This window comes from Streptomyces sp. HUAS TT7 (genome assembly GCF_051550175.1).
GTDB lineage: Bacteria > Actinomycetota > Actinomycetes > Streptomycetales > Streptomycetaceae > Streptomyces.
The window spans coordinates 7478630-7496947 of sequence record NZ_CP196175.1; the positions used below are offsets into that span (position 1 = coordinate 7478630).

At 70.6% G+C, this 18318-nt stretch carries 13 protein-coding genes; 5 read left to right on the forward strand and 8 right to left on the reverse strand.

The window, feature by feature from the left end; genetic code table 11:
• Positions 1 to 57: 57 nt before the first annotated feature.
• Both ACSHXC_RS33850 and ACSHXC_RS33855 read right to left on the reverse strand, forming a co-directional pair.
• Positions 58 to 996 (reverse strand): DUF4436 family protein, encoded by a 939-nt coding sequence (locus ACSHXC_RS33850; protein ID WP_438295167.1) that lies wholly within the window; start codon positions 994 to 996, stop codon positions 58 to 60.
• Between the two features lie 79 nt (positions 997 to 1075).
• Entirely contained in the window at positions 1076 to 2146 is a 1071-nt protein-coding gene (locus ACSHXC_RS33855) for an esterase-like activity of phytase family protein (RefSeq protein ID WP_438295168.1), read from the reverse strand.
• Between the two features lie 317 nt (positions 2147 to 2463).
• Between ACSHXC_RS33855 and ACSHXC_RS33860 the strand changes: the two genes are divergently transcribed.
• Positions 2464 to 3714, forward strand: a complete 1251-nt coding sequence (locus ACSHXC_RS33860) for a cytochrome P450 (RefSeq protein WP_438296978.1) — start codon at positions 2464 to 2466, stop codon at positions 3712 to 3714.
• A 40-nt stretch (positions 3715 to 3754) separates the two neighbouring features.
• Here ACSHXC_RS33860 and ACSHXC_RS33865 read toward each other — a convergent pair whose 3' ends face one another.
• A complete protein-coding gene (locus ACSHXC_RS33865; protein WP_438296980.1) occupies positions 3755 to 5209 on the reverse strand; it encodes a hydrolase in 1455 nt (484 codons plus the stop codon).
• A gap of 253 nt (positions 5210 to 5462) precedes the next feature.
• Between ACSHXC_RS33865 and ACSHXC_RS33870 the strand changes: the two genes are divergently transcribed.
• On the forward strand, positions 5463 to 6452 hold the full coding sequence (locus ACSHXC_RS33870) for an alpha/beta fold hydrolase (protein WP_438295169.1): 990 nt from the start codon (positions 5463 to 5465) through the stop codon (positions 6450 to 6452).
• A 127-nt stretch (positions 6453 to 6579) separates the two neighbouring features.
• Here the strand turns inward: ACSHXC_RS33870 and ACSHXC_RS33875 are convergent, their stop codons facing one another.
• Positions 6580 to 8058 (reverse strand): peptidoglycan D,D-transpeptidase FtsI family protein, encoded by a 1479-nt coding sequence (locus ACSHXC_RS33875; protein WP_438295170.1) that lies wholly within the window; start codon positions 8056 to 8058, stop codon positions 6580 to 6582.
• 326 nt (positions 8059 to 8384) lie between these two features.
• Here ACSHXC_RS33875 and ACSHXC_RS33880 point away from each other — a divergent pair, with 326 nt between their 5' ends.
• The 3 genes from ACSHXC_RS33880 to ACSHXC_RS33890 are packed head-to-tail and all read left to right on the forward strand — an operon-like array spanning position 8385 to position 10712.
• A complete protein-coding gene (locus ACSHXC_RS33880) occupies positions 8385 to 9179 on the forward strand; it encodes a GNAT family N-acetyltransferase (protein ID WP_438295171.1) in 795 nt (264 codons plus the stop codon).
• The gene (locus tag ACSHXC_RS33885; protein WP_438295172.1) at positions 9176 to 9973 is read left to right on the forward strand and encodes a lysophospholipid acyltransferase family protein; all 798 of its coding nucleotides are present in this window, start codon (positions 9176 to 9178) and stop codon (positions 9971 to 9973) included. The genes ACSHXC_RS33880 and ACSHXC_RS33885 overlap by 4 nt, the downstream gene beginning before the upstream one ends.
• A 31-nt stretch (positions 9974 to 10004) precedes the next feature.
• On the forward strand, positions 10005 to 10712 hold the full coding sequence (locus tag ACSHXC_RS33890; protein ID WP_438295173.1) for a class I SAM-dependent DNA methyltransferase: 708 nt from the start codon (positions 10005 to 10007) through the stop codon (positions 10710 to 10712).
• Between the two features lie 65 nt (positions 10713 to 10777).
• On the opposite strand, the gene ACSHXC_RS33895 is transcribed toward ACSHXC_RS33890, so the two are convergent.
• The 4 genes from ACSHXC_RS33895 to ACSHXC_RS33910 form a co-directional block, all read right to left on the reverse strand.
• On the reverse strand, positions 10778 to 12901 hold the full coding sequence (locus tag ACSHXC_RS33895; RefSeq protein ID WP_438295174.1) for an NPCBM/NEW2 domain-containing protein: 2124 nt from the start codon (positions 12899 to 12901) through the stop codon (positions 10778 to 10780).
• Between the two features lie 1071 nt (positions 12902 to 13972).
• Positions 13973 to 15241 carry a SufS family cysteine desulfurase gene (locus tag ACSHXC_RS33900; RefSeq protein ID WP_438295175.1) on the reverse strand — a complete coding sequence of 423 codons (1269 nt, stop codon included), beginning with the start codon at positions 15239 to 15241 and terminating at the stop codon, positions 13973 to 13975.
• Positions 15228 to 16598, reverse strand: a complete 1371-nt coding sequence (locus ACSHXC_RS33905; protein ID WP_438296982.1) for a family 2B encapsulin nanocompartment shell protein — start codon at positions 16596 to 16598, stop codon at positions 15228 to 15230. Before ACSHXC_RS33905 ends, ACSHXC_RS33900 begins: the two co-directional genes overlap by 14 nt.
• A gap of 298 nt (positions 16599 to 16896) precedes the next feature.
• A complete protein-coding gene (locus ACSHXC_RS33910; protein WP_438295176.1) occupies positions 16897 to 18210 on the reverse strand; it encodes an ROK family protein in 1314 nt (437 codons plus the stop codon).
• Positions 18211 to 18318: the final 108 nt, after the last annotated feature.

Consider the following 18318-nt stretch of genomic DNA (forward strand, 5'->3'; position numbering starts at 1 on the left):
AGGAATCCGGGATCCGGCGCCCAACTGTGCGGAATCATCTGCCAGTCGAAGGCGGGCTCAGTGCCCGCCCCCGTCTCCCGCATCCCCCGCCCCATGGCTGTCCGTGTGGTGGTCCGGGTGGACCTCCGGGGCCTCCTCGGTTCTGCGGTGGGTTTCGGAGATGATGCCGGTCACCGCTACCGCCACCAGGCAGGCGGAGATGATGGCCTCGGCCCACAGGAACGCCGCGTAGTCGAGCAGGCAGCCGACCGGAGGGCTGCCCGGGGCCGCGTTGCGGAAGCCGGCCAGAGCGAACAGGGTGGCCGCCATCCAGGCCATCGCCGGCCATACGAGCCCCCGGTGCTGGTCGATGATCACCCAGCTGGCGCCGAGCACCGCGAGGGCGAGCCCCCACATGATGAACATCATGAACCAGGCCCAGATGAAGGTGGCCCGCGAGCGGCCGACCCGGATCTCGAACGACGCGAACCCGTGGTCCTGGCTGCGGCTGACGATCGTCGGCTTGAAGAACGCGTCGACGTCGCGCAGCGAGACGGCGACCGGCACCTCCTTGCCCGCCGCCTCGGCGGCGAAGCCGATGGAGGTCGAGTACCGGTCGAAGGGGTAGTCCGAGACGGAACCGCCGTCCAGGCTCACCTTCACGTCCTGGTACGAGACCTGCCGGCCGGCCTTGAAGTCGAGGCTGCCCCGGATCAGTGACGACGTCTCCACCCTCAGGTCGACCGCCGGGGTGTACGGATCGCCCTGCTCGCGCAACGTGCCCTCGGGGAGCACCAGGACCCGCAGTGTCAGCTCCCGGGCGACCGGGTCGACCTTCTGGATGCTGGTGTCGACGTGCACGCCGTTGGCCGCCCGCTGGTCGCCCAGCGTGTGCTCCTGCTGGCGCACATCACGCTCGTTGAAGTACAGCAACACCCCCACGACGGCGGCCAGCAGGATCACGAGGAGCGAAATGAGGTGACGTACGAAATATTTGCCCGGTCTAAAACGTGCCATAGGCGAATGAATACACCCCAGGGCGCGGTGGTCCGGGGGACGCGGGGCCGGGCGCGTTCACCCGGCCCCGCCCGAGCGATCACACGTGGCGCGGCAGCCGGACCGTCAGCGAGTAGAGGCGGGTGATCTGCGCCGGGTTCTCGTTGTCGTCGCTGACCAGGAGCAGCCGCAGCCGGCCGTCCCAGGTGCGGCCGGTGACGGCCAGGCCCTCGATGTTGTCGAGCAGCGGGTTGGGCTGCGGCTGCTTGGCCGTCGCGCCGAGCGAGGGGCAGGCGGCGAGGTCGGCGAGCAGCGTCTTGCGCATGACCTTGGCCTTGCCCGGCAGGTTCTCGACCCTGCTCACCTCGCTCGCGCCGCGCGGGTCGGCGAGGAAGAGGCGTACCGAATTGCCGACGCCCGCGGTGAAGCCGCGCTCCAGCACGAGCAGCCGGCCGTCACCCGTGGCGGTGATCTCGGACACGCCCGCGTTCGGCTCGACGGGGTAGGCGTACTGCCCGGCGAGCCCGAACTCGCCCTTCGCGCCGCCCCGGTGCCAGGTCTGGAACCGTACGAGCGAATGGCCGGCCGCGTCCTTGCCGTCACCTGACAGAGGGGCCTCCATGGAGGCGATCAGGGTGTGGCCGCCGGGCTGCAGGGCGAGGCCCTCGAACGTCGCGTTGGTGACGGCGCGTCCGGCAGGGGCGACCCGCAGCGCGTCGGGGACGGGCAGGCGGCCGAGGAGCTTGCCGTCGCGGTCGTAGTGGCGTACGGACGGCTCGACCTCGGAGGTGATCAGACGGGTGCCGTCGCGCTCGACGACCACAGCCTCCGAGTCGAGCTGCCTGCCCTGTTCGTCGGCGAGCGGCACGACCCGGACGGGAGCGGCCACCGGGCCCCTGCCCACCTTCAGGTTGAACAGCTGCGAACGGTCGGACAGCGCCGCGACGGTGCCGTCGGTGTCCACGGCCAGACCGGACAGATTGCCGACGACCGTGCCCTGAAACAGCGTTTTGTCCAGGCCGTCGTAGAAGCCGTCGATGGCCGTGGACGCGGAGCAGGCGTGCGGAGCGCGCGCGGGCGCCCTTTCTGCGGCGGTCGCATCGGTGACGGCCACGGATGCGGCGACGGCCAGCGAAGCGGTCGCGGCGGTGACGGCGGTGCGCAGACGCACGGGGTTCCTCCCAAGTCGGATGCGGCGGTACCGACACCGTAGGTCGGCTTGTGTGACGGGCGAGTTGAGTTCCGCCATCCTGCGCGGGAACGCCGGACTGCCGGTCGACTCAGGGACCGGAACGGACATTCCGCCCTCGCACGCTCACCGGGGGAGGGCCGGTCACGGCCGCAAACTGCTCGTGAGCTGCGCCCCTGGCGGATCGGGAGGGCCGCCGGGCCACTTATCCTGAGCCACTCAGCCCGTACCCGGTGTCCTGGCCGCACAACTTGTCCTTGGAGTCCGCCTTGAGGGTAAATCTCCGTTCCCGAGTCACCATGTGGCTCGGGCGCACCTACCTTGCCAGGATCCAGAAACGCGGTATCGGCCCGGGCGCGATCTCGCTGCTGCCCGACGCGCTGCTCATGCCGCTGCGCCGGGACGGACTCGACCCGGTGCCCGAGCTCACCGCACGGCAGGCCGAGGAGCCGGTCAGCAAGGTCCCGCTGCCCTTCGGAATGGACGCCTGGGTCGTCACCGGCCACGACGCCGTCAAGGCCGTGCTCGGCTCCACCGACGGGTTCAGCAACGACTTCACCCACCTCGCGGGCAACGCGGGCGTCGTCGAGGAGCAGCACCCCGGCGGGCTCGGGTTCAGCGATCCGCCGGTGCACACCCGGCTGCGCCGCATCCTGACGCCCGAGTTCACCATGCGACGCCTGCGCCGGCTGACCCCGCGCATCGACGCCCTCGTCGAGGAGCGGCTCGACGCGATGGAGGCCGCGGACGGGCCCGTCGACCTGGTGGAGGCGTTCGCGCTGCCCATCCCCTCGCTGACCATCTGCGAACTGCTCGGCGTGCCCTACGAGGACCGGAACGACTTCCAGCAGCTCGCCATGGAGCGCTTCGACCTGTTCGGCGGGGCCACCGCCCCGTTCGGCGCGATGTCCGCCTCCATGTCCTACTTCCGGGACGTCGTCAAGAAGCAGCGCGAGAACCCGGGCGACGGCCTCCTCGGCATGATCGTCAAGGAGCACGGCGACAGCGTCGGCGACGACGAACTCGCGGGCCTCGCAGACGGCGTGCTCACCGGTGGATTCGAGACCACCGCGAGCATGCTGGCGCTCGGCTCCCTCGTACTGCTCCAGGACCCGGACGCGTTCGCGCGAATAGCGCACGACGAGGCGGCGGCCGCGACCTTCGTCGAGGAGGCGCTGCGCTACCTCACCGTCGTCCAGCTGGCCTTCCCGCGCTTCGCCCGCGAGGACGTCGAGATCGCGGGCGTGCTCATCCCCAAGGGCGACATGGTCCTCTGCTCACTCAGCGGCGCCAACCGCGACCCCGCGTTCACCCAGGACGGCGGCCGCTTCGACGCCCACCGCAAGGCGAGCGGCCATCTCGCCTTCGGCTACGGCATCCACCGCTGCATCGGCGCGGAACTGGCCCGCATGGAACTGCGCGCCGCCTTCCCCGCCCTGGTCCGCCGCTTCCCCGAGATGCGCCTGGCCGTACCGGCGGAGGAACTCGCCTTCCGCAAGCTGTCGATCGTGTACGGGGTCGAGTCGCTGCCGGTACGGCTGCGGGGCTGACGGCGCGCGCCCGGGCCGGAGCCCGGGCGGCGCGACCGGTTCAGCCGACCGTGAGCGCGGTGTCGTCGATCACGAACGACGTCTGGAGCTTGGAGCCCTCGGTGGCGGTGAACCTGAGGGTCACCGTCTGCCCCGCGTAGGCCCCGAGGTCGAAGGTGCGCAGGGCGTAGCCGCTGGCCGCGTTCACGTTGGAGTACGTGGCGAGGGTGCCCAGAACCGTCCCGCTGCCGTTCAGCACCTGCACCTTGAGGGTGTCGTACGCCGTGCTCGACGTCTCGGCCGTGTCGATGTGCAGCTGGAAGGCGAGCGAGGCCGCGCAGCCCGCCGGGATCGTCACCGTCTGGGCCAGGGTGTCGGTGTGCGCGCTGCCCTTGCCGCCGAGCCAGGCCTTGTAAGCGCCGGTGCGGGCGGGCTCGCCGCTGCTGGTGTTGATGACGCCGCTGGTGGCCGTCCAGCCCGAACTCCCGGATTCGAAGCCGGGGTTGGCGAACAGCTGGGCCGCGGTGCACGGCGTGGGGTCGCCGCCGCTGCCGGCCGCGCCCGAGAGCCATTCGGTGGCGTTCAGCGCGAGCGCGGCATCGGTGCCCGCCGGGTCGTTCCAGCCGTCGTACAGGGTGTTGCCCGGCTGGCCGGTGCCGTCGTCGATGGGCGAGCTGTCGCCCCAGAACGCGACCCGGCCGCTGCCGAAGGTGCTGGTGGCGAAGAAGGCGCCGGTGTTGCCGGAGGAGCCGGTGCGGTAGACCAGGCCCTTGGCGGCCGGGTTGTCGGACGGCTTGAGGGTGACGGTGGTGCCGTTGCGGATGATGCTGCCGGTCACCTTTCCGAAAGAGCCGTTCAGGACCGGGTCGGCCGAGTCGCTGATGGCGCGCGGATTGTCGGTGCCGATGTTGAGCGAGTCCACGGAGAAGCCGAACGGATCCGTGCTGTCCACGCTGTTGTCGGACATCAGGTCGTTGATGACCTCCACCGCGTCCGCGCCGTCGTTGTTGCGGTCGGAGCCGGTGTGGTCGGATATGAGAAACAGGCCGCCGCCGTTCTTCACAAACTGCATCACCGCGGTCTTCTCCGCCGCGCTGAGCAGCACGTTCGGCTCCGGCATCACGAACGTGTCGAAGTTCTTCAGATCCGTCGCCGACGACGTGCCGTACGTGATCGTGCCGCCCGAAGGCAGCGTCTTCAGGGCATAGTTGCCGGTCTTCTGGAGCGCCACGCCCCACGAGGACAGCGCGCCCGTCCAGTCGTCCTCGGCCTGGGGGGAGGCGTTCTCGCCGAGCGGGTCCGGCTGGCTGGTGCTGATGATCCAGTCGGCGTTGCCGGCCGTCTCCGCCTTGGAGTTGTCGAACAGCACCCGGTGCTGGGTGGCGGCCACAGCCGTGTGGGTGGGCGGGGTGGCCGCCTGGGCGACGGCGCCACCTGCGACGACCAGCGCACCGAGCGCGGTCAGCACACCGGCGGTCTTACGTCGGGCGGGAGCGGAACTTCTGGCTCCGAGCATCCTGCGTACCTCCATGAGGGGTGGGGGCGAGGTGGTGGGGACACCAAGTCTGCGCGCGTAGAACGGCGTTGTGCGGACGCCCGTACGGCGCGCGGTTGAACCGTACATGGCAGAAAGGTGCGAGGGCAGGGCTTGTCCGTGGCGAAATCTGCTGGTAATCGAGCATGTGACTCTGGTTCTACGCTCGTTCCCGGGAATGCGGCCGCGCAGCGCGTGCGTTGACGCGGTGCGGGCGCGATCGGGGAGGTTGTCGATGGCTACTGGCACAAGGCTGCGCCCGGTGGGCGACCAGGACGTGCGACTGCGCCACCGCGTGGTCCACGGGTACCGCCGGGCGTACCGCACCGCGGGGGAAGGGCCGCCCGTCGTGCTGATCCACGGCATCGGCGACTCCTCGGCCACCTGGGCCGAGCTGATCCCCGGCCTCGCCCGCCGCTACACCGTCCTCGCCCCCGACCTGCTCGGCCACGGCGCCTCCGACAAACCACGCGCCGACTACTCGGTGGCCGCCTACGCCAACGGCGTCCGCGATCTGCTCGGCGTCCTCGGCATCGAGCGGGCCACCCTCGTCGGGCACTCACTCGGCGGCGGGGTTGCCATGCAATTCGCCTATCAATACCCGGAGTTGACCGAACGGCTCGTCCTGGTCGGGGCCGGGGGAGTGGGCCGCGAGGTCAACCCGGTGCTGCGCGCAGCGGCCCTGCCCGGCGCCGAGCTGGTGCTCGCGCTGCTCTCCCGGCCCGCGATGCGCCGGCCGGCCCGGCTCGTCATCGAGCTGATGCGGCTGCTCGACAGCGACCTCGGCCAGGACGCCCCGGACCTCCTCGGCCTGGTGGACGCGCTGCCCGACGCCCGCTCCCGCAGCGTCTTCGTCCGCACCCTGCGCTCGGTCGTCGACTGGCGCGGCCAGGTCGTCACCATGCTGGACCGCTGCTATCTGACCCAGGGCATGCCCACGATGCTGATCTGGGGCTCGCGCGACGGCGTCGTCCCGGAAGCGCACGCCCACCGAGCGCACGCGGCCATGCCGGGCAGCCGGCTCGAAATCTTCGAAGGGGCCGGGCACTTCCCCTTCCACGCCGACCCGGCCCGCTTCCTGGCCCTGGTCGAGGACTTCATCGAAACGACTCCGGGGGCGGAGTGGAGCGCGGAGCGCTGGGGCGAGCTGTTGCGGGGCGGGCGGTTCGGCACGCCGGTGGCCGAGGTCGACTCTGCGTACGAGGTGGTTGTGGAGCGGGGTTGAGCACCCCCCGAGGTGCGGTTTCTTCGGCTGCGGGCCGGCCGCGGCTGGTCGCGCAGTTCCCGGCACCCCTCAGAGCGCTGCTATGGAACGCGTTGATGCCGCGCCGGCACTCTCATGGACCCAGGGGTTACTTCTTCAGCACCGCCTCCATCACCGCCTTCGCGATCGGGGCGCCCAGCTTGCCGCCCGCGATGTCGGAGCGCTGGATGTCCATGTCCGACGGGTCGACGAACACGGCCACGGCCACCGGCGAGGTGCCGTCGCTCTGCTTGGCGTACGAGACGAACCAGGCGTACGGGCGCTGCTCGCGCACATCGGCGCCGTGCTGGGCGGTACCGGTCTTGCCGCCGACGGTGACGCCCTCCATCTTCACCTTCTTCGCCGTGCCCTCGCTCGCGGTGAACTCCATCATCTCCTGCACCTTCTTCGCAGTGCCCTCGGAGACGGCCTGGTCGAGCACCTCGGGCTTGGCCTTCTCCAGGGTGGCGAGGTCGGGGCCGCGCAGTTCGTCGACCATGTACGGCTTCATGACCTTGCCGTTGTTGGCGATGCCCGCGGTCACCATCGCCATCTGGAGCGGGGTGCTGGTCAGGCTGCCCTGGCCCATGCCGGTCAGCGCGGTCTGCGGCTTGTCCAGCTTGTCGGGGTAGCCGCTCTTCGCGGTACGGACCGGAACGAACTGCTCCTGGTTGAAGCCGAACTTCTCCGCCGTCTCGCGCATCTTGTCCTTGCCGGTCTTCAGCGCGGTGTCCAGGAACACGTTGTTGCAGGACCACTGCATGCCGGTCTTCAGGGAGACCTTGTCGCACAGCGAGTTGTCCACGTCGTTGCCGACCTGGGTGGAGCTGAGCGGCAGGGTGTAAGGGGCCGGAGCGTCCGGCATGGGGGCGTTGATGTCCGTCACGACACCGTGCTCGATGGCGGCGGCCGCGGTGAGGATCTTGAAGGTCGAGCCGGGCGGGTACACCTCGCGGATCGCCCGGTTGTTGAGCGGCTTGCTCTTGTCGGCGTCGAGCTTCTTGAACTCCTCGCCCTCCTTCGACGAGATCCCGGCGAAGACCGAGGGATCGTACGAAGGCGTGCTCACCATCGCGAGGATCTTGCCGGAGCGCGGGTCGAGGGCGACCACCGCGCCCTTCGCCTTGAGGTCCGTCAGCCCCTTGTACGCGGCCTTCTGCGCGGTCGGGTCGATGGTGGTGATCACATCGCCGCCGCGCGGGGTCTCCCCGGTGAACAGGGACTTGGCCCGGTCGAAGAACAGGCGGTCGTCCTTGCCGTTCATCACCTTCGCGTGCACGCCCTCCAGGAAGGTCGCACCCTGCGCCTGGGAGAGATAGCCGGTGACCGGCGCGTACATCGGGCCGTCCTTGTAGGTCCGCTTGTACTTGAAGTCGGAACCCGGGGTCTGAACCGACCCCGTGATCGGCTGCCCGCCGACGACGATGTCGCCGCGCGGCTGCGAGAACGCGTCGATCTGCACCCGCCGGTTGTGCGAGTCGTTGGCCAGGGTGTCGCTCTTCACGAACTGGACCCACGTCGCGCGGATGAGCAGGGCGAGCACCATCACCCCGCAGAAGACGGCTATGTGCCGCAGCGGCTTGTTCATCACGCTCCCAGAGACGTACCGAATGTGGTTGAACCGGACATGTAGTGATCAGCAGAACAGGTACGGCACCTCGGTGTCCAAGAGCGTTGAGTGCGTCCAGGTCATAGTGATCCGGCTATCGGTGCAGGTCACGAGCGTATGACGGGGGATTCTCGGCGGTATGGCTGTTACGGAAGGGTCATAGAACGGTCATCGTGCGCACCGGGGCGGGCCGGATCACGGGCGTCTTCGAGCCGGGCAATGCCCGACGCCGCGTTGCGTGCAATTCACCCGGAGCACATATGGCGATCCCATACTCACTGCGCGGAAGCCCATGCGGACACCACATGAGGGATTCGACTGTGCACCACGTCGCGGAGAACGCCACACCCATGCTCTCGATATCCACCGCACCCACTGCCACCGGTTCCTACGTCACTTCCATCGCGGACTCCGAGGAGCAGATCCGGGCCGCCCAGCGGCTGCGGTACCGCGTCTTCGGCGAGGAGATGGGCGCCACCCTCACCACCCCGCTGCCCGGCCACGACATCGACGCCTTCGACGCGTACGCCGACCACCTGATCGTCACCGGCACCTCGACCGGCGAAGTGGTCGGGACCTACCGGCTGCTGCCTCCCGGGCGGACCCGACGCTCTTACAGCGAGGGCGAGTTCGACCTCGGGGCGCTCGATGCGCTGCGTCCCTCGATGGTCGAGGCGGGGCGCTCCTGTGTGCACCCGGACCACCGTTCCGGCGCCGTCATCAACCTGATGTGGTCGGCGCTCGCCCGCTACGTGCTGCTTTCGGGCCACCGCTATCTGGCGGGCTGCGCGTCCGTGCCGCTGGCCGACGGGGGCGCTGCCGCCTCCAGCGCCTGGCTGCTCGGCAACGCCAAGCACTCCTCGCCGCCCGAGCTGCGGGTGCACCCCCACCGCCCCTGGCTGCCCGCAGGGCCGGCGGAAGGCCGCCCCAGCCATGCCGATCTGCCGCCGCTCCTGCGCGGCTACTTCCGGCTCGGCGCCTGGATGTGTGGGGCGCCCACATTCGACCCCGAGTTCAATGTGGCCGACTTCTTCGTGCTGCTCGACATGGACCGGCTCAGCGACCGCTATCGCCGCTATTTCCTGGGGGACACGCGATGAACCCCTGGTCGGTGGAGGGGCCCTGCACCCCCGACTGTGTGGGCGAGACGGCGCCGCGGGTGCCGCTGACCGAGACGGCCCGCCGGTACGCGGCGCTCACCCACACCCTGATCCGCACCGTGGCGATGGGGGAGCGGCTCGCCGACCCCCACACCCTGCGCACCCAGGCCCGCGCCGTCCTCGACGCCCTGGGCGTACGGCTCGAATCCGGGCCGCCCCCGCGCGAGCACACCGGGGGCGCGCTGCTCGTCGCCAACCACATCTCCTGGCTCGATGTCGTGGCACTCCTCGCCGTCGAGCCGGTCACCGTCCTCGCCAAACGGGAAGTGGGCCAGTGGCCGGTGGTCGGCACGCTCGCCCGCCGGATCGGCACCCACTTCATCGACCGGGGAGCGGTACGTGAACTCCCGCACACTGTCGACGAGTTGGCGGCCACCCTGCGATCGGGCCGGTCCGCGCTCGTCTTCCCGCAGGCGACGACCTGGTGCACCGTGTCGGGCGGCCGGTTCCGGCGGGCCGCGTTCCAGGCGGCCGTCGACGCGGGCGCGCCGGTGCGGCCGATGACCGTCGACTACTTCCAGGACGGCGCGCCCAGCACCGCCGCGGCCTTCCTCGGTGGCGACGACTTCACGACCTCCCTGCGCCGGGTCGCCGCCGCCCGCGGCCTGAGCGTGCGGGTCACCGCGCACCCGGAGCTGCGCGGCACCGACCGCCGAACCCTGGCCGCCGAGGCCCGCGCGGCGGTCTGCGGCACTCGTCCACCCGCCCACACCGAGTCGTACGTACCCGCTTGAAAGGCCCCGGGGCCCTCTAAGCTGGGCAGCCATGTTCGCACCCCAGGGCCCCACCGTCCGTGAGCTCGCCGTCCAGGCGCTGTCGTCCGTCGAGCACGGCTACGACCTCCTTGCCCCGAAGTTCGACCTCACCCCGTTCCGCACGCCCGAGGTGATCCTCGCCTCCGTAGCAGGCGTACTCGACGGCCTCGGCCCCTTCGGCCGGGGCCTCGACCTGTGCTGCGGCACCGGCGCGGGCCTCGACGTGCTCGGCAAGGTGTGCCGGGACGGGGTCACCGGAGTCGACATCAGCGCCGGGATGCTGGCGGTCGCCGCCCGCGCGCACCCGGAGGCCACCTTGCTGCGGGCCGACGTGCGGGCGCTGCCACTGACTGACGGGTTCGATCTGGCCGTCAGCTTCGGGGCGTTCGGGCACTTCCTGCCCAAGGAGCGGCCGGACCTGTTCGCCGAGGCGTACGCCGCGCTGCGCCCGGGCGGACGGTTCGCGTTCCCGGTGATGGCCCCGTTCCGGCCCGGCACCCCGGGCCACCTCGCCCTGCTCGGCTTCGACACGGCGATGCGGGTGCGCAACGCGCTGTGGCGCCCCCCGTTCGTCATGTACTACCGCGGGTTCCGCCTCTCGGACGTACGGCAGGAACTCGCGGCCGTCGGCTTCGGTGTCGAGCTGTACGCCCTGGAGGAGCTGGGCCGCCGCCGGGACGGCAGCCCCCGCGCCCGGCTCGTGGTGGCCACGAAGTAGGGGAAGGAGCCTCGCCCGCACGGACGAGGCCCCTCCGTCTTCCGGATGGCAAGCCTCAACTGCCTTCAGATACAGGTGAGTTGAGGTGCGGCCCAGTCCGCGTGATCGTAGTCGACCCCGTCGCCGGCGTCCGTCACGACCAGCTTCAGCTCGTATCCGCCGGTCACGTCCGCGCTGATCGCCTTCGCCGTGTCCGCGCCGGTGACCTTGCCGCTGTCGGCGGCGAGCGTCCCGTCCCGGTACACCTGGAAGTCGACCGAGCCCTTCGCGCCCACCTCGTCGTCCACGCCGACGCTCGCCTTGAACGCGGTACAGGTGCCGCCGAGGTAGTACGTCACCGTGGACGCCGCGTGGGTGCCGAGGCCCTTGGCGTACGTGGTGCCGCCAATCGTCAGCGTCCTGCCGTCGCCCGCGGCCTGTTCGCCGTTGCTGCGATCGCGTTCGACCGGGCCCCAGCCGCCGGCCGCCGAGGTCCAGGCCAGGTCGCTGAGCGCGTGGGCGCCCGCCGACGGCCCCCGGCCGCAGGCCAGTTGGGGGTTCGCCCAGTCGGCGTGGTCGTAGGTGATGCCGTCGCCGCCGTCGGTGACCACGAGCCGCAGCTTGGCGGCGCCGCCGAGATCCGCCGTCAGGTGCTTGGGCGGGTCGCTCGCGGTGCGCACGCCGCTGTCGACGACGAGCGTGTTGTCGCGGTAGATCCGGAAGGCGACCGAACCGCCCGCCGTGGACTCGTCGTCCACGCCGACGTCGACCCCCAGCGAGCGGCAGCCGCCGCCCAGGTAGTACGTGATGTCGGACGCGGCGTGCGTGCCGAGGCCCTTGGGGTAGGCAGTGCCGTTGATGGTGAGGGTTCTGCCGTCGCCCGCGGCCTGTTCGCCGTTGCTGCGGTCGCGCTCGACCGGGCCCCAGCCGTTCACGGCCGACGTCCAGGGCAGGTCGCTGAGCTGGTTGAGCCCGGTCGGCGGCGGCACCGGGGTGCCCGGCGTCACCCGGTACATCACCGTGCCGTGCGCGGGCACCGACGCGCTGATGGAGCCGGTGGTGCTCCTCGCCTGCTTGGACCACAGGTCCTTGAGTGCGTACGAGGACGCGCCGCCGATGCCGATCGCGTCGACCGTCGTGGAGACGGTCCGGGCCGACGCGTTCTCGTTGGTCAGAGTGACCGAACGGCCGCCGTCCGCAAGGGGTTTGGACATCACGACCAGGCCGCCGGAGCTCGACACCACCGTGCCCTGCTTGCCGAGCGGGTCCTGGTCGACCGCGATGACGTCGGTGTTCTTGAGGATGGCGAGGGTGGCCGCGCTCGGGTTGCGCAGATCGCTGCCTATGAGCAGCGGCGCCGCCATCTGCGACCACAGGCTGAAGTGCGTGCGGTATTCGGTGTCCGTCATGCCGCCGTTGCCGACCTCCAGCATGTCCGGGTCGTTCCAGCCGCCGGGACCGGCATAGGGGGCGAGCGGCTGGTTCTGGTGGGCGATGCCGATCATGCTCGACCAGGAGTCGCTGATGTCGCCCGTGGTGCGCCAGGAGTTGCCGGTGCCGGACGCCCAGTTCCAGGGCTGGTTGGAGCCCCACTCGCAGATGCTGTAGAGGATGGGCCGGCCGGTGGCCTTGAGCGCGTCGCCCATCGCCTTGTAACGCTGCTTGGCGTCGGCGCCGGTGTTGTTGCAGTTGTCGTACTTGAGGTAGTCGACGCCCCACGACGCCCACAGGTCGGCATCCTGCTGCTCGTGGCCAAGCCCGCCGGGGAAGCCCTGGGTGTCGCAGGTCTTGGTGCCCGCGCTGGAGTAGAGCCCGAACTTGAGGCCCTTGGCGTGCACATAGTCCGCGACCGCCTTGATGCCGTGCGGGAAGCGCACCGGGTCGGGGACGAGGTTGCCGGAGGCGTCCCGGTTGGGCAGCGCCCAGCAGTCGTCGATGTTGACATAGGTGTAGCCGACGTCTTTCAGGCCCTGCGCGACGAAGGCGTCCGCGATGCCTTCGACCATCGACTCGTTGAACTCGGCACGGCAGTGCGTGGAGTTCCAGTTGTTGAACCCCATCTGCGGGGTACGTGCCAGACCGTTGTCCACGGCCGCGGCCGGTGGTGCGGCCGTGACCTCCACGGCGACCGTCACACCGCCCGCGACGAGGGCGAGGGCGCCCAGCGTGGCGGTCAGGCATTGTCTGAAGTTGTGCAGTTCGGTAGTCAAGTGCGGCTCCGGTGAGGGTAATTGGCGCACAAACGAACGGCGTCGAACGAAAGCAACCACATCTCAGCGGTCGGACAAGTGCATGTCAAGAGAAGGGGAGAGGGAGTCGCGAAAGGGTCCCCCGCGCTCGGCGGGTCCCGCGCGGGCGCGCGGGCGGGTTGGTAGGAACACGGGGCGAAGACGTCGGGACGCGGCCGTGGCGGGGACCGTCGGGGCAGATGGTCGTAGCCTCTCCGGGGCGCGGGTGCGCCGGGGGACGGCGGAATCGTCAGGACATGCGGTCGCAGCCGGGCCGCTGGCGAGGAGAGAGTGTGAAGCGCACAGGCCTGGTGGCCGCCCTGGTGGCCCTCGCGGCGGCCGCCGTCGTCCTCGCGCTCGCCGTCGGCGCCTGGTGGTGGCTCGCCGCAGGACCGCTGCTCGCGGTGGCCGCGAGCGGGGTGTCATGTCGCGGCAGCCCCACCGCCGCGGGTGGGCGGTGGGGCTCCGTCGCGACCGGCGGGTGGCTCATTCCCCCACCCCGCCCCTTCCCGAAACCCGCCGGGGGTTGTGAAGGGGGAAGCCAGGTTTCCTGGGGCTCCGCCCCAGACCCCATATCGCGCCTCAAGGGCGCTCGTCCTCAAACGCCGGACAGGCTGAAATGCCTCGGTGCTGACCAGGGTCGATGCCGCTAAGGGGCGCGGGAACCGCGCGACCAGCCACGCACGGTCCGCAGGCCGAAGGGGCGTTGGAGGTTCGGGCCGGCCCGTCAGGGGATCGTGGTCAGCAGTTCGGTACGTGATCCTCCGCTTCGATGCGTGAGGTCACCGTGCCCCACACCGGCCCGTCGCCGTGACGGTGGGCCGGGGTCGCGGCGGCGGTGACCGCCATGGCGACGCTGCCCGCGCAAAGGCCGCAGGTGAGCAGGCCCCGGCCCTGGCTCGACGGGTGCGTCCCGTGTGCATGAGCGACTCCCTTCGTCGTCCCCTCCATCACACACCCGGTCCACGCGGGATGCGACCCGAGCGGCCGCCCCTCAAGGTCCATGGCCCCGTACCACTGGGGTACGGGGCCATGGGATGCGCGCCGGGAGCGTCAGGCCGATTCCTGGAGGCTCAGCAGTGACGTCACCAGCTCGTCCACCTCCTCCGGGGTGTTGTACAGCGCGAAGGACGCGCGGGCCGCCGACTCCAGGCCGTAGTGGGCGAGCGATGGCTGCGCGCAGTGGTGGCCGGCCCGGATCGCGATGCCGTCGCGGTCCAGCCAGGAGGCGATCGCCGCCGGGTCGTGACCCGCCATCGTGAACGTGAGTACCGCGATCCGGCCGGGCGCCGACCCCAGGATCTCCAGACCCGGCACCATCCCCATCGCCTGCTGCGCGTACGCCGTGAGCCCGTCCTCGTACGCCGCCACGGCGGCCCGGTCGAAGGACGTGAACCAGTTCAGCGCGGCGAGCAGCCCGACCACCCCCGCGATGTTGCCGGTGCCGGCCTCCATGAGGTGCGGGGCCGGGGCGAAGGTGGTGTGCTCGAAGGACACCGAGTCGATCATGTTGCCGCCGCCCTGCCAGGGCCGCAGGCCCGCGAGGACCTCCGGCTTGACGTAGAGCGCGCCGATGCCTGTCGGGGCGTACAGCTTGTGCCCCGAGAAGGCGTAGAAGTCGGCGTCCAGGTCCGTCACGTCGACGGGCAGGTGGGCCACTGCCTGCGCGCCGTCGACCAGCACCTTCGCCCCGTAGCGGTGCGCGAGCGCGGTCATCTCGCGCACCGGCGGAACCGTGCCGAGGACGTTCGAGGCCTGGCTGATCGCGACGAGCTGGGTGCGCGAGGAGAGCAGGTCGGCGTAGGCGTTCTGGTCGATCTGCCCGTCCGGGAGGAGCGGGACCGGGACGACCCGTGCCCGGGTCTCCTTGGCGATCAACTGCCAAGGGACGATGTCCGAATGGTGCTCCAGGACCGGTACGAGGATGTCGTCGCCGGGGCCCAGGTTCGCCCGTCCCCAGCTCTGCGCGACCAGGTTGATCGCCTCCGTCGTGCCCCGTACGAACACGATGGAGTCGGGGGACGGCGCTCCCAGGAAGTCCGCGACGGCCGCCCGGCCCGCCTCGTACATCTCGGTGGCCTCGCGGGCCATGGTGTGTGCGCCCCGGTGGATGTTGGAGTTCGACGCGCTGTAGTAGCCGGCGAGGGCCTCGATGACCTGGCGGGGTTTCTGGGTGGTGGCCGCGTTGTCGAGCCAGACCAGCGGGTGCCCGTTGACCGTGCGGTGCAGGATCGGGAAGTCCTTGCGCGCCGACTCCGGTGTGAAGGCGCCGGGTCGGCGGCCCGGCAGAGCGGTCCGTTCCGTGACGTCAGGAGTAGTCATGGTAGTTGGACACCTCGACGTTCTGCAGCACGGCGATCGCGTCCTCCACCAGGACGGCCGTGTTGAAGTACGCGGTCATCAGATACGAGGTGATGCCCTTCTGGTCGACGCCCATGTTCCGCATGGACAGGCCGGGTTCGATCTCGTCGGGCACCCCGGCCGGGCGCAGTCCGACCACGCCCTGTTCGGCCTCGCCCGTGCGCATGAGCAGGATCTCCGTGGTGCCCACGCTGCCGCCGCCGGAGAACCTCATCTTGTCGGAGGGCAGCAGCGGCACCCCGCGCCAGGTGATCAGCGGGCTGCCGAACCGGGTGTCGGTCACCGGCGGCACACCCCGCCGGGTGCACTCGCGGCCGAACGCGGCTATCGCCTTCGGGTGTGCGACGAAGAACCCCGGCTGCTTCCACACCTTGGTGAGCAGCTCGTCGAGGTCGTCGGGGGTCGGCGAACCGGTCCGGGCCTGCACGCGCTGACCCGCGGATACGTTGTTGAGGAGGCCGAACTCGGGGTGGTTGAGCAGGGCCGCCTCCTGCCGCTCGCGCAGCGCCTGCACCGTCAGGTTGGACTGGGCGCGGGTCTGGTCGATCGGCCCGTTGTAGAGGTCCGCGACCCGGGTGTGGACGCGCAACACTGTCTGGGCCAGCGTCATGTGGTACTCGCGCGGCGCGTCCTCGTAGTCGACGTACGTGCCGGGCAGATCGATCTCGCCGACGTGCCCGGAGCTGAGGTCGATGGGTGCCTCCGAGCCCGGCTTGACGCCCTCGCCGGAGGTGAACGCGTCCATCGCGGTGCGCAACTGCTCGCTGCGGTCGGCGAGTTGGGTCAGCGTGGCGCGGTCGGCGCACAGTGCGGTGCCGGGGGTGAGCGCCTTGACGCGGTACGGCATCGGCTCGCCGCGGGTCCACGCGTCGAGGTCGAAGAACTGGCCGTCGCCCGCCACTTCGAGCAGCGCGTCCTCGCCGTACCGGCCGGTGACGCGCTTCTCGGCGCGGCCCTGCACCAGGATCCACAGGCGGTCGGCCGGGTCGCCCTCCTGCATGAGGACCTGGCCCGCGTCGAACGTCACCGGCGTGAAGGCGCCCGCGAGTTCGCCGAGCAGCGCGTCCTCGCAGGCGGATAAGTAGGGCAGCTCGCGCAGGTCGCCCGGGATGACGCGCGGGGTGCCGTCCTCGTCGTACGTGCTGATCCGGTCGTCGCCCAGGACGAACGAGCGGCGGCGGTTGACCCGGTAGACGCCGGATTCGACATCCACCCAGGGCAGGGCGCGCAGCAGATAGCGCGGGGTGATCCCGCGCATTTGCGGAACGGTCTTGGTGGCGGTGGCGAGTTGGCGCGCCGTGTCCGGGCTGAGACTCATCCGCTGGTTATTCACGGGAACGTTCACCGGTACCTCCTCGATGGGGCTGGACGAGGACCGATCGTCTTCCTGGAATTCCGGCGCCACAAGGGGCATGTGCCAACGGCAGGCCGGAAATGGCGGTGCACGGACCGCGAAAGGCCGCACCGGCGCAGGTCGGGGCGGGTTCGGCTCACCGCATAAGAGACTCAATTCAAACTGGTCGTACCTGCTATTAGATCCTGAAAGCCCTGCTTATGGGAATGCTGAATCCGGTCGAATTCCGGGGCCCGCGGCGTGAATTCACCGGAGATAACGATCAGCGGGCCGCGCGCTCCTCCACCGAGGTGCGCCAGCCCGCTCTTTCGGTGGGTGTCTCCGGTTCAGCGGCGGGGGCGCGGTGACCGCCGCGGGCGAAGAATCCGGCGAGCGGCAGGGTGGCCGCGCCCACCGTGACGGCGTCCGGGCCGAGCCGCCCGAGCTCGATGGTGACGCGCTCGGCCGGATGGCGCAGGGCGTAGGCGGTGGCATGGCGGCGCACCGACTCCAGGATGTGGGGGCCGAGTTGGAGCCCTGCCCAGCCGCCGATGAGGATGCGCTCCGGGTTGTAGAGGTTGATCAGGTCGGACAGGCCCGCGCCCAGATACTCGGCGGTCTCCTCAAGGACCGCGAGAGCGGCCGGGCTGGCGGTGACGGACTCGTCCTCGGGATGCGCGGCCGCGAGCAGCGCCGTCAAGGCCGTCTCCTCGGCGGTGCCGGGCGGCAGTTCGGCTCCTGCCTCGCGCCAGCGCTCGATCAGCGCCTCGGCCCCCGCGTACGCCTCCAGGCAGCCGAGCGCCCCGCACCGGCAGCGCCGGCCGCGGACATGCACGGTGGTGTGCCCCCACTCGGCGGCGCTGCTGTGCGCACCCCCGTAGATCGCGCCGCCCGTCACGATGCAGGCGCCGACGCCGGAGCCGAACAGGACGATCGCCGCGTCGGACGCGCCCCGGCCGCCGCCGAACCACATCTCGGCCTGCCCGAGCGTCTTCGCGCCGTTCTCGATGAAATACCGTGTGCTGGGCGGCAGTTGGAGGGAGTCGCGCAGCAGGGACTCCAGCGGCACCGCGTCCCAGCCGATCGTCTGACCGTGTACCACGGCCCCGTCGGGGGAGGTTCGGTCGACGATGCCCGGCACGCCGACGCCCACGCCGAGCAGCCGCTCCGGATCGAGCCCGCTCTCGCCCAGCACGGCGGCCACGCCTTCGCGGATGCGGCCGACGATGTGCCCGACGTCGTAACCGCCCGCGTCCAACGCCAGTTCCACCTGGGCGAGTTCACGCAGTACGAGGTCGAACAGCTCGACCCTGACCCGGGTCTCACCTACATCCACGCCGATGAGATGGCCGCTGGCCGGGGCGACCCGCAGCAGGGTGCGCGGCCTTCCGCCGTCGGAGTCCACCACTCCGGCGTCCTCCAGGAGGCCGTCGGCCACGAGCTCGGCGACGACATTGCTGATGGAACCCGAGCTCAGCCCGGTGGCGGGGCCGAGCGCCTGGCGGCTCGTCGGGCCGTCGAAGTACAGCCGTCGCAGTACCGCGCCGCGGTTGTCCCGGCGCAGGTCGCGGACGGTCCTTCTGCTCGGTGTGGCCATGTGGCTCCCTCCCTGCGTGCAACATACCGGCGCGGGAGCCTGTGGCGCGTCCTCGCCCCCGTGTCTTAACTCATGACCTGAATTAAGTCGTGAGGTCAATGCCGGTGA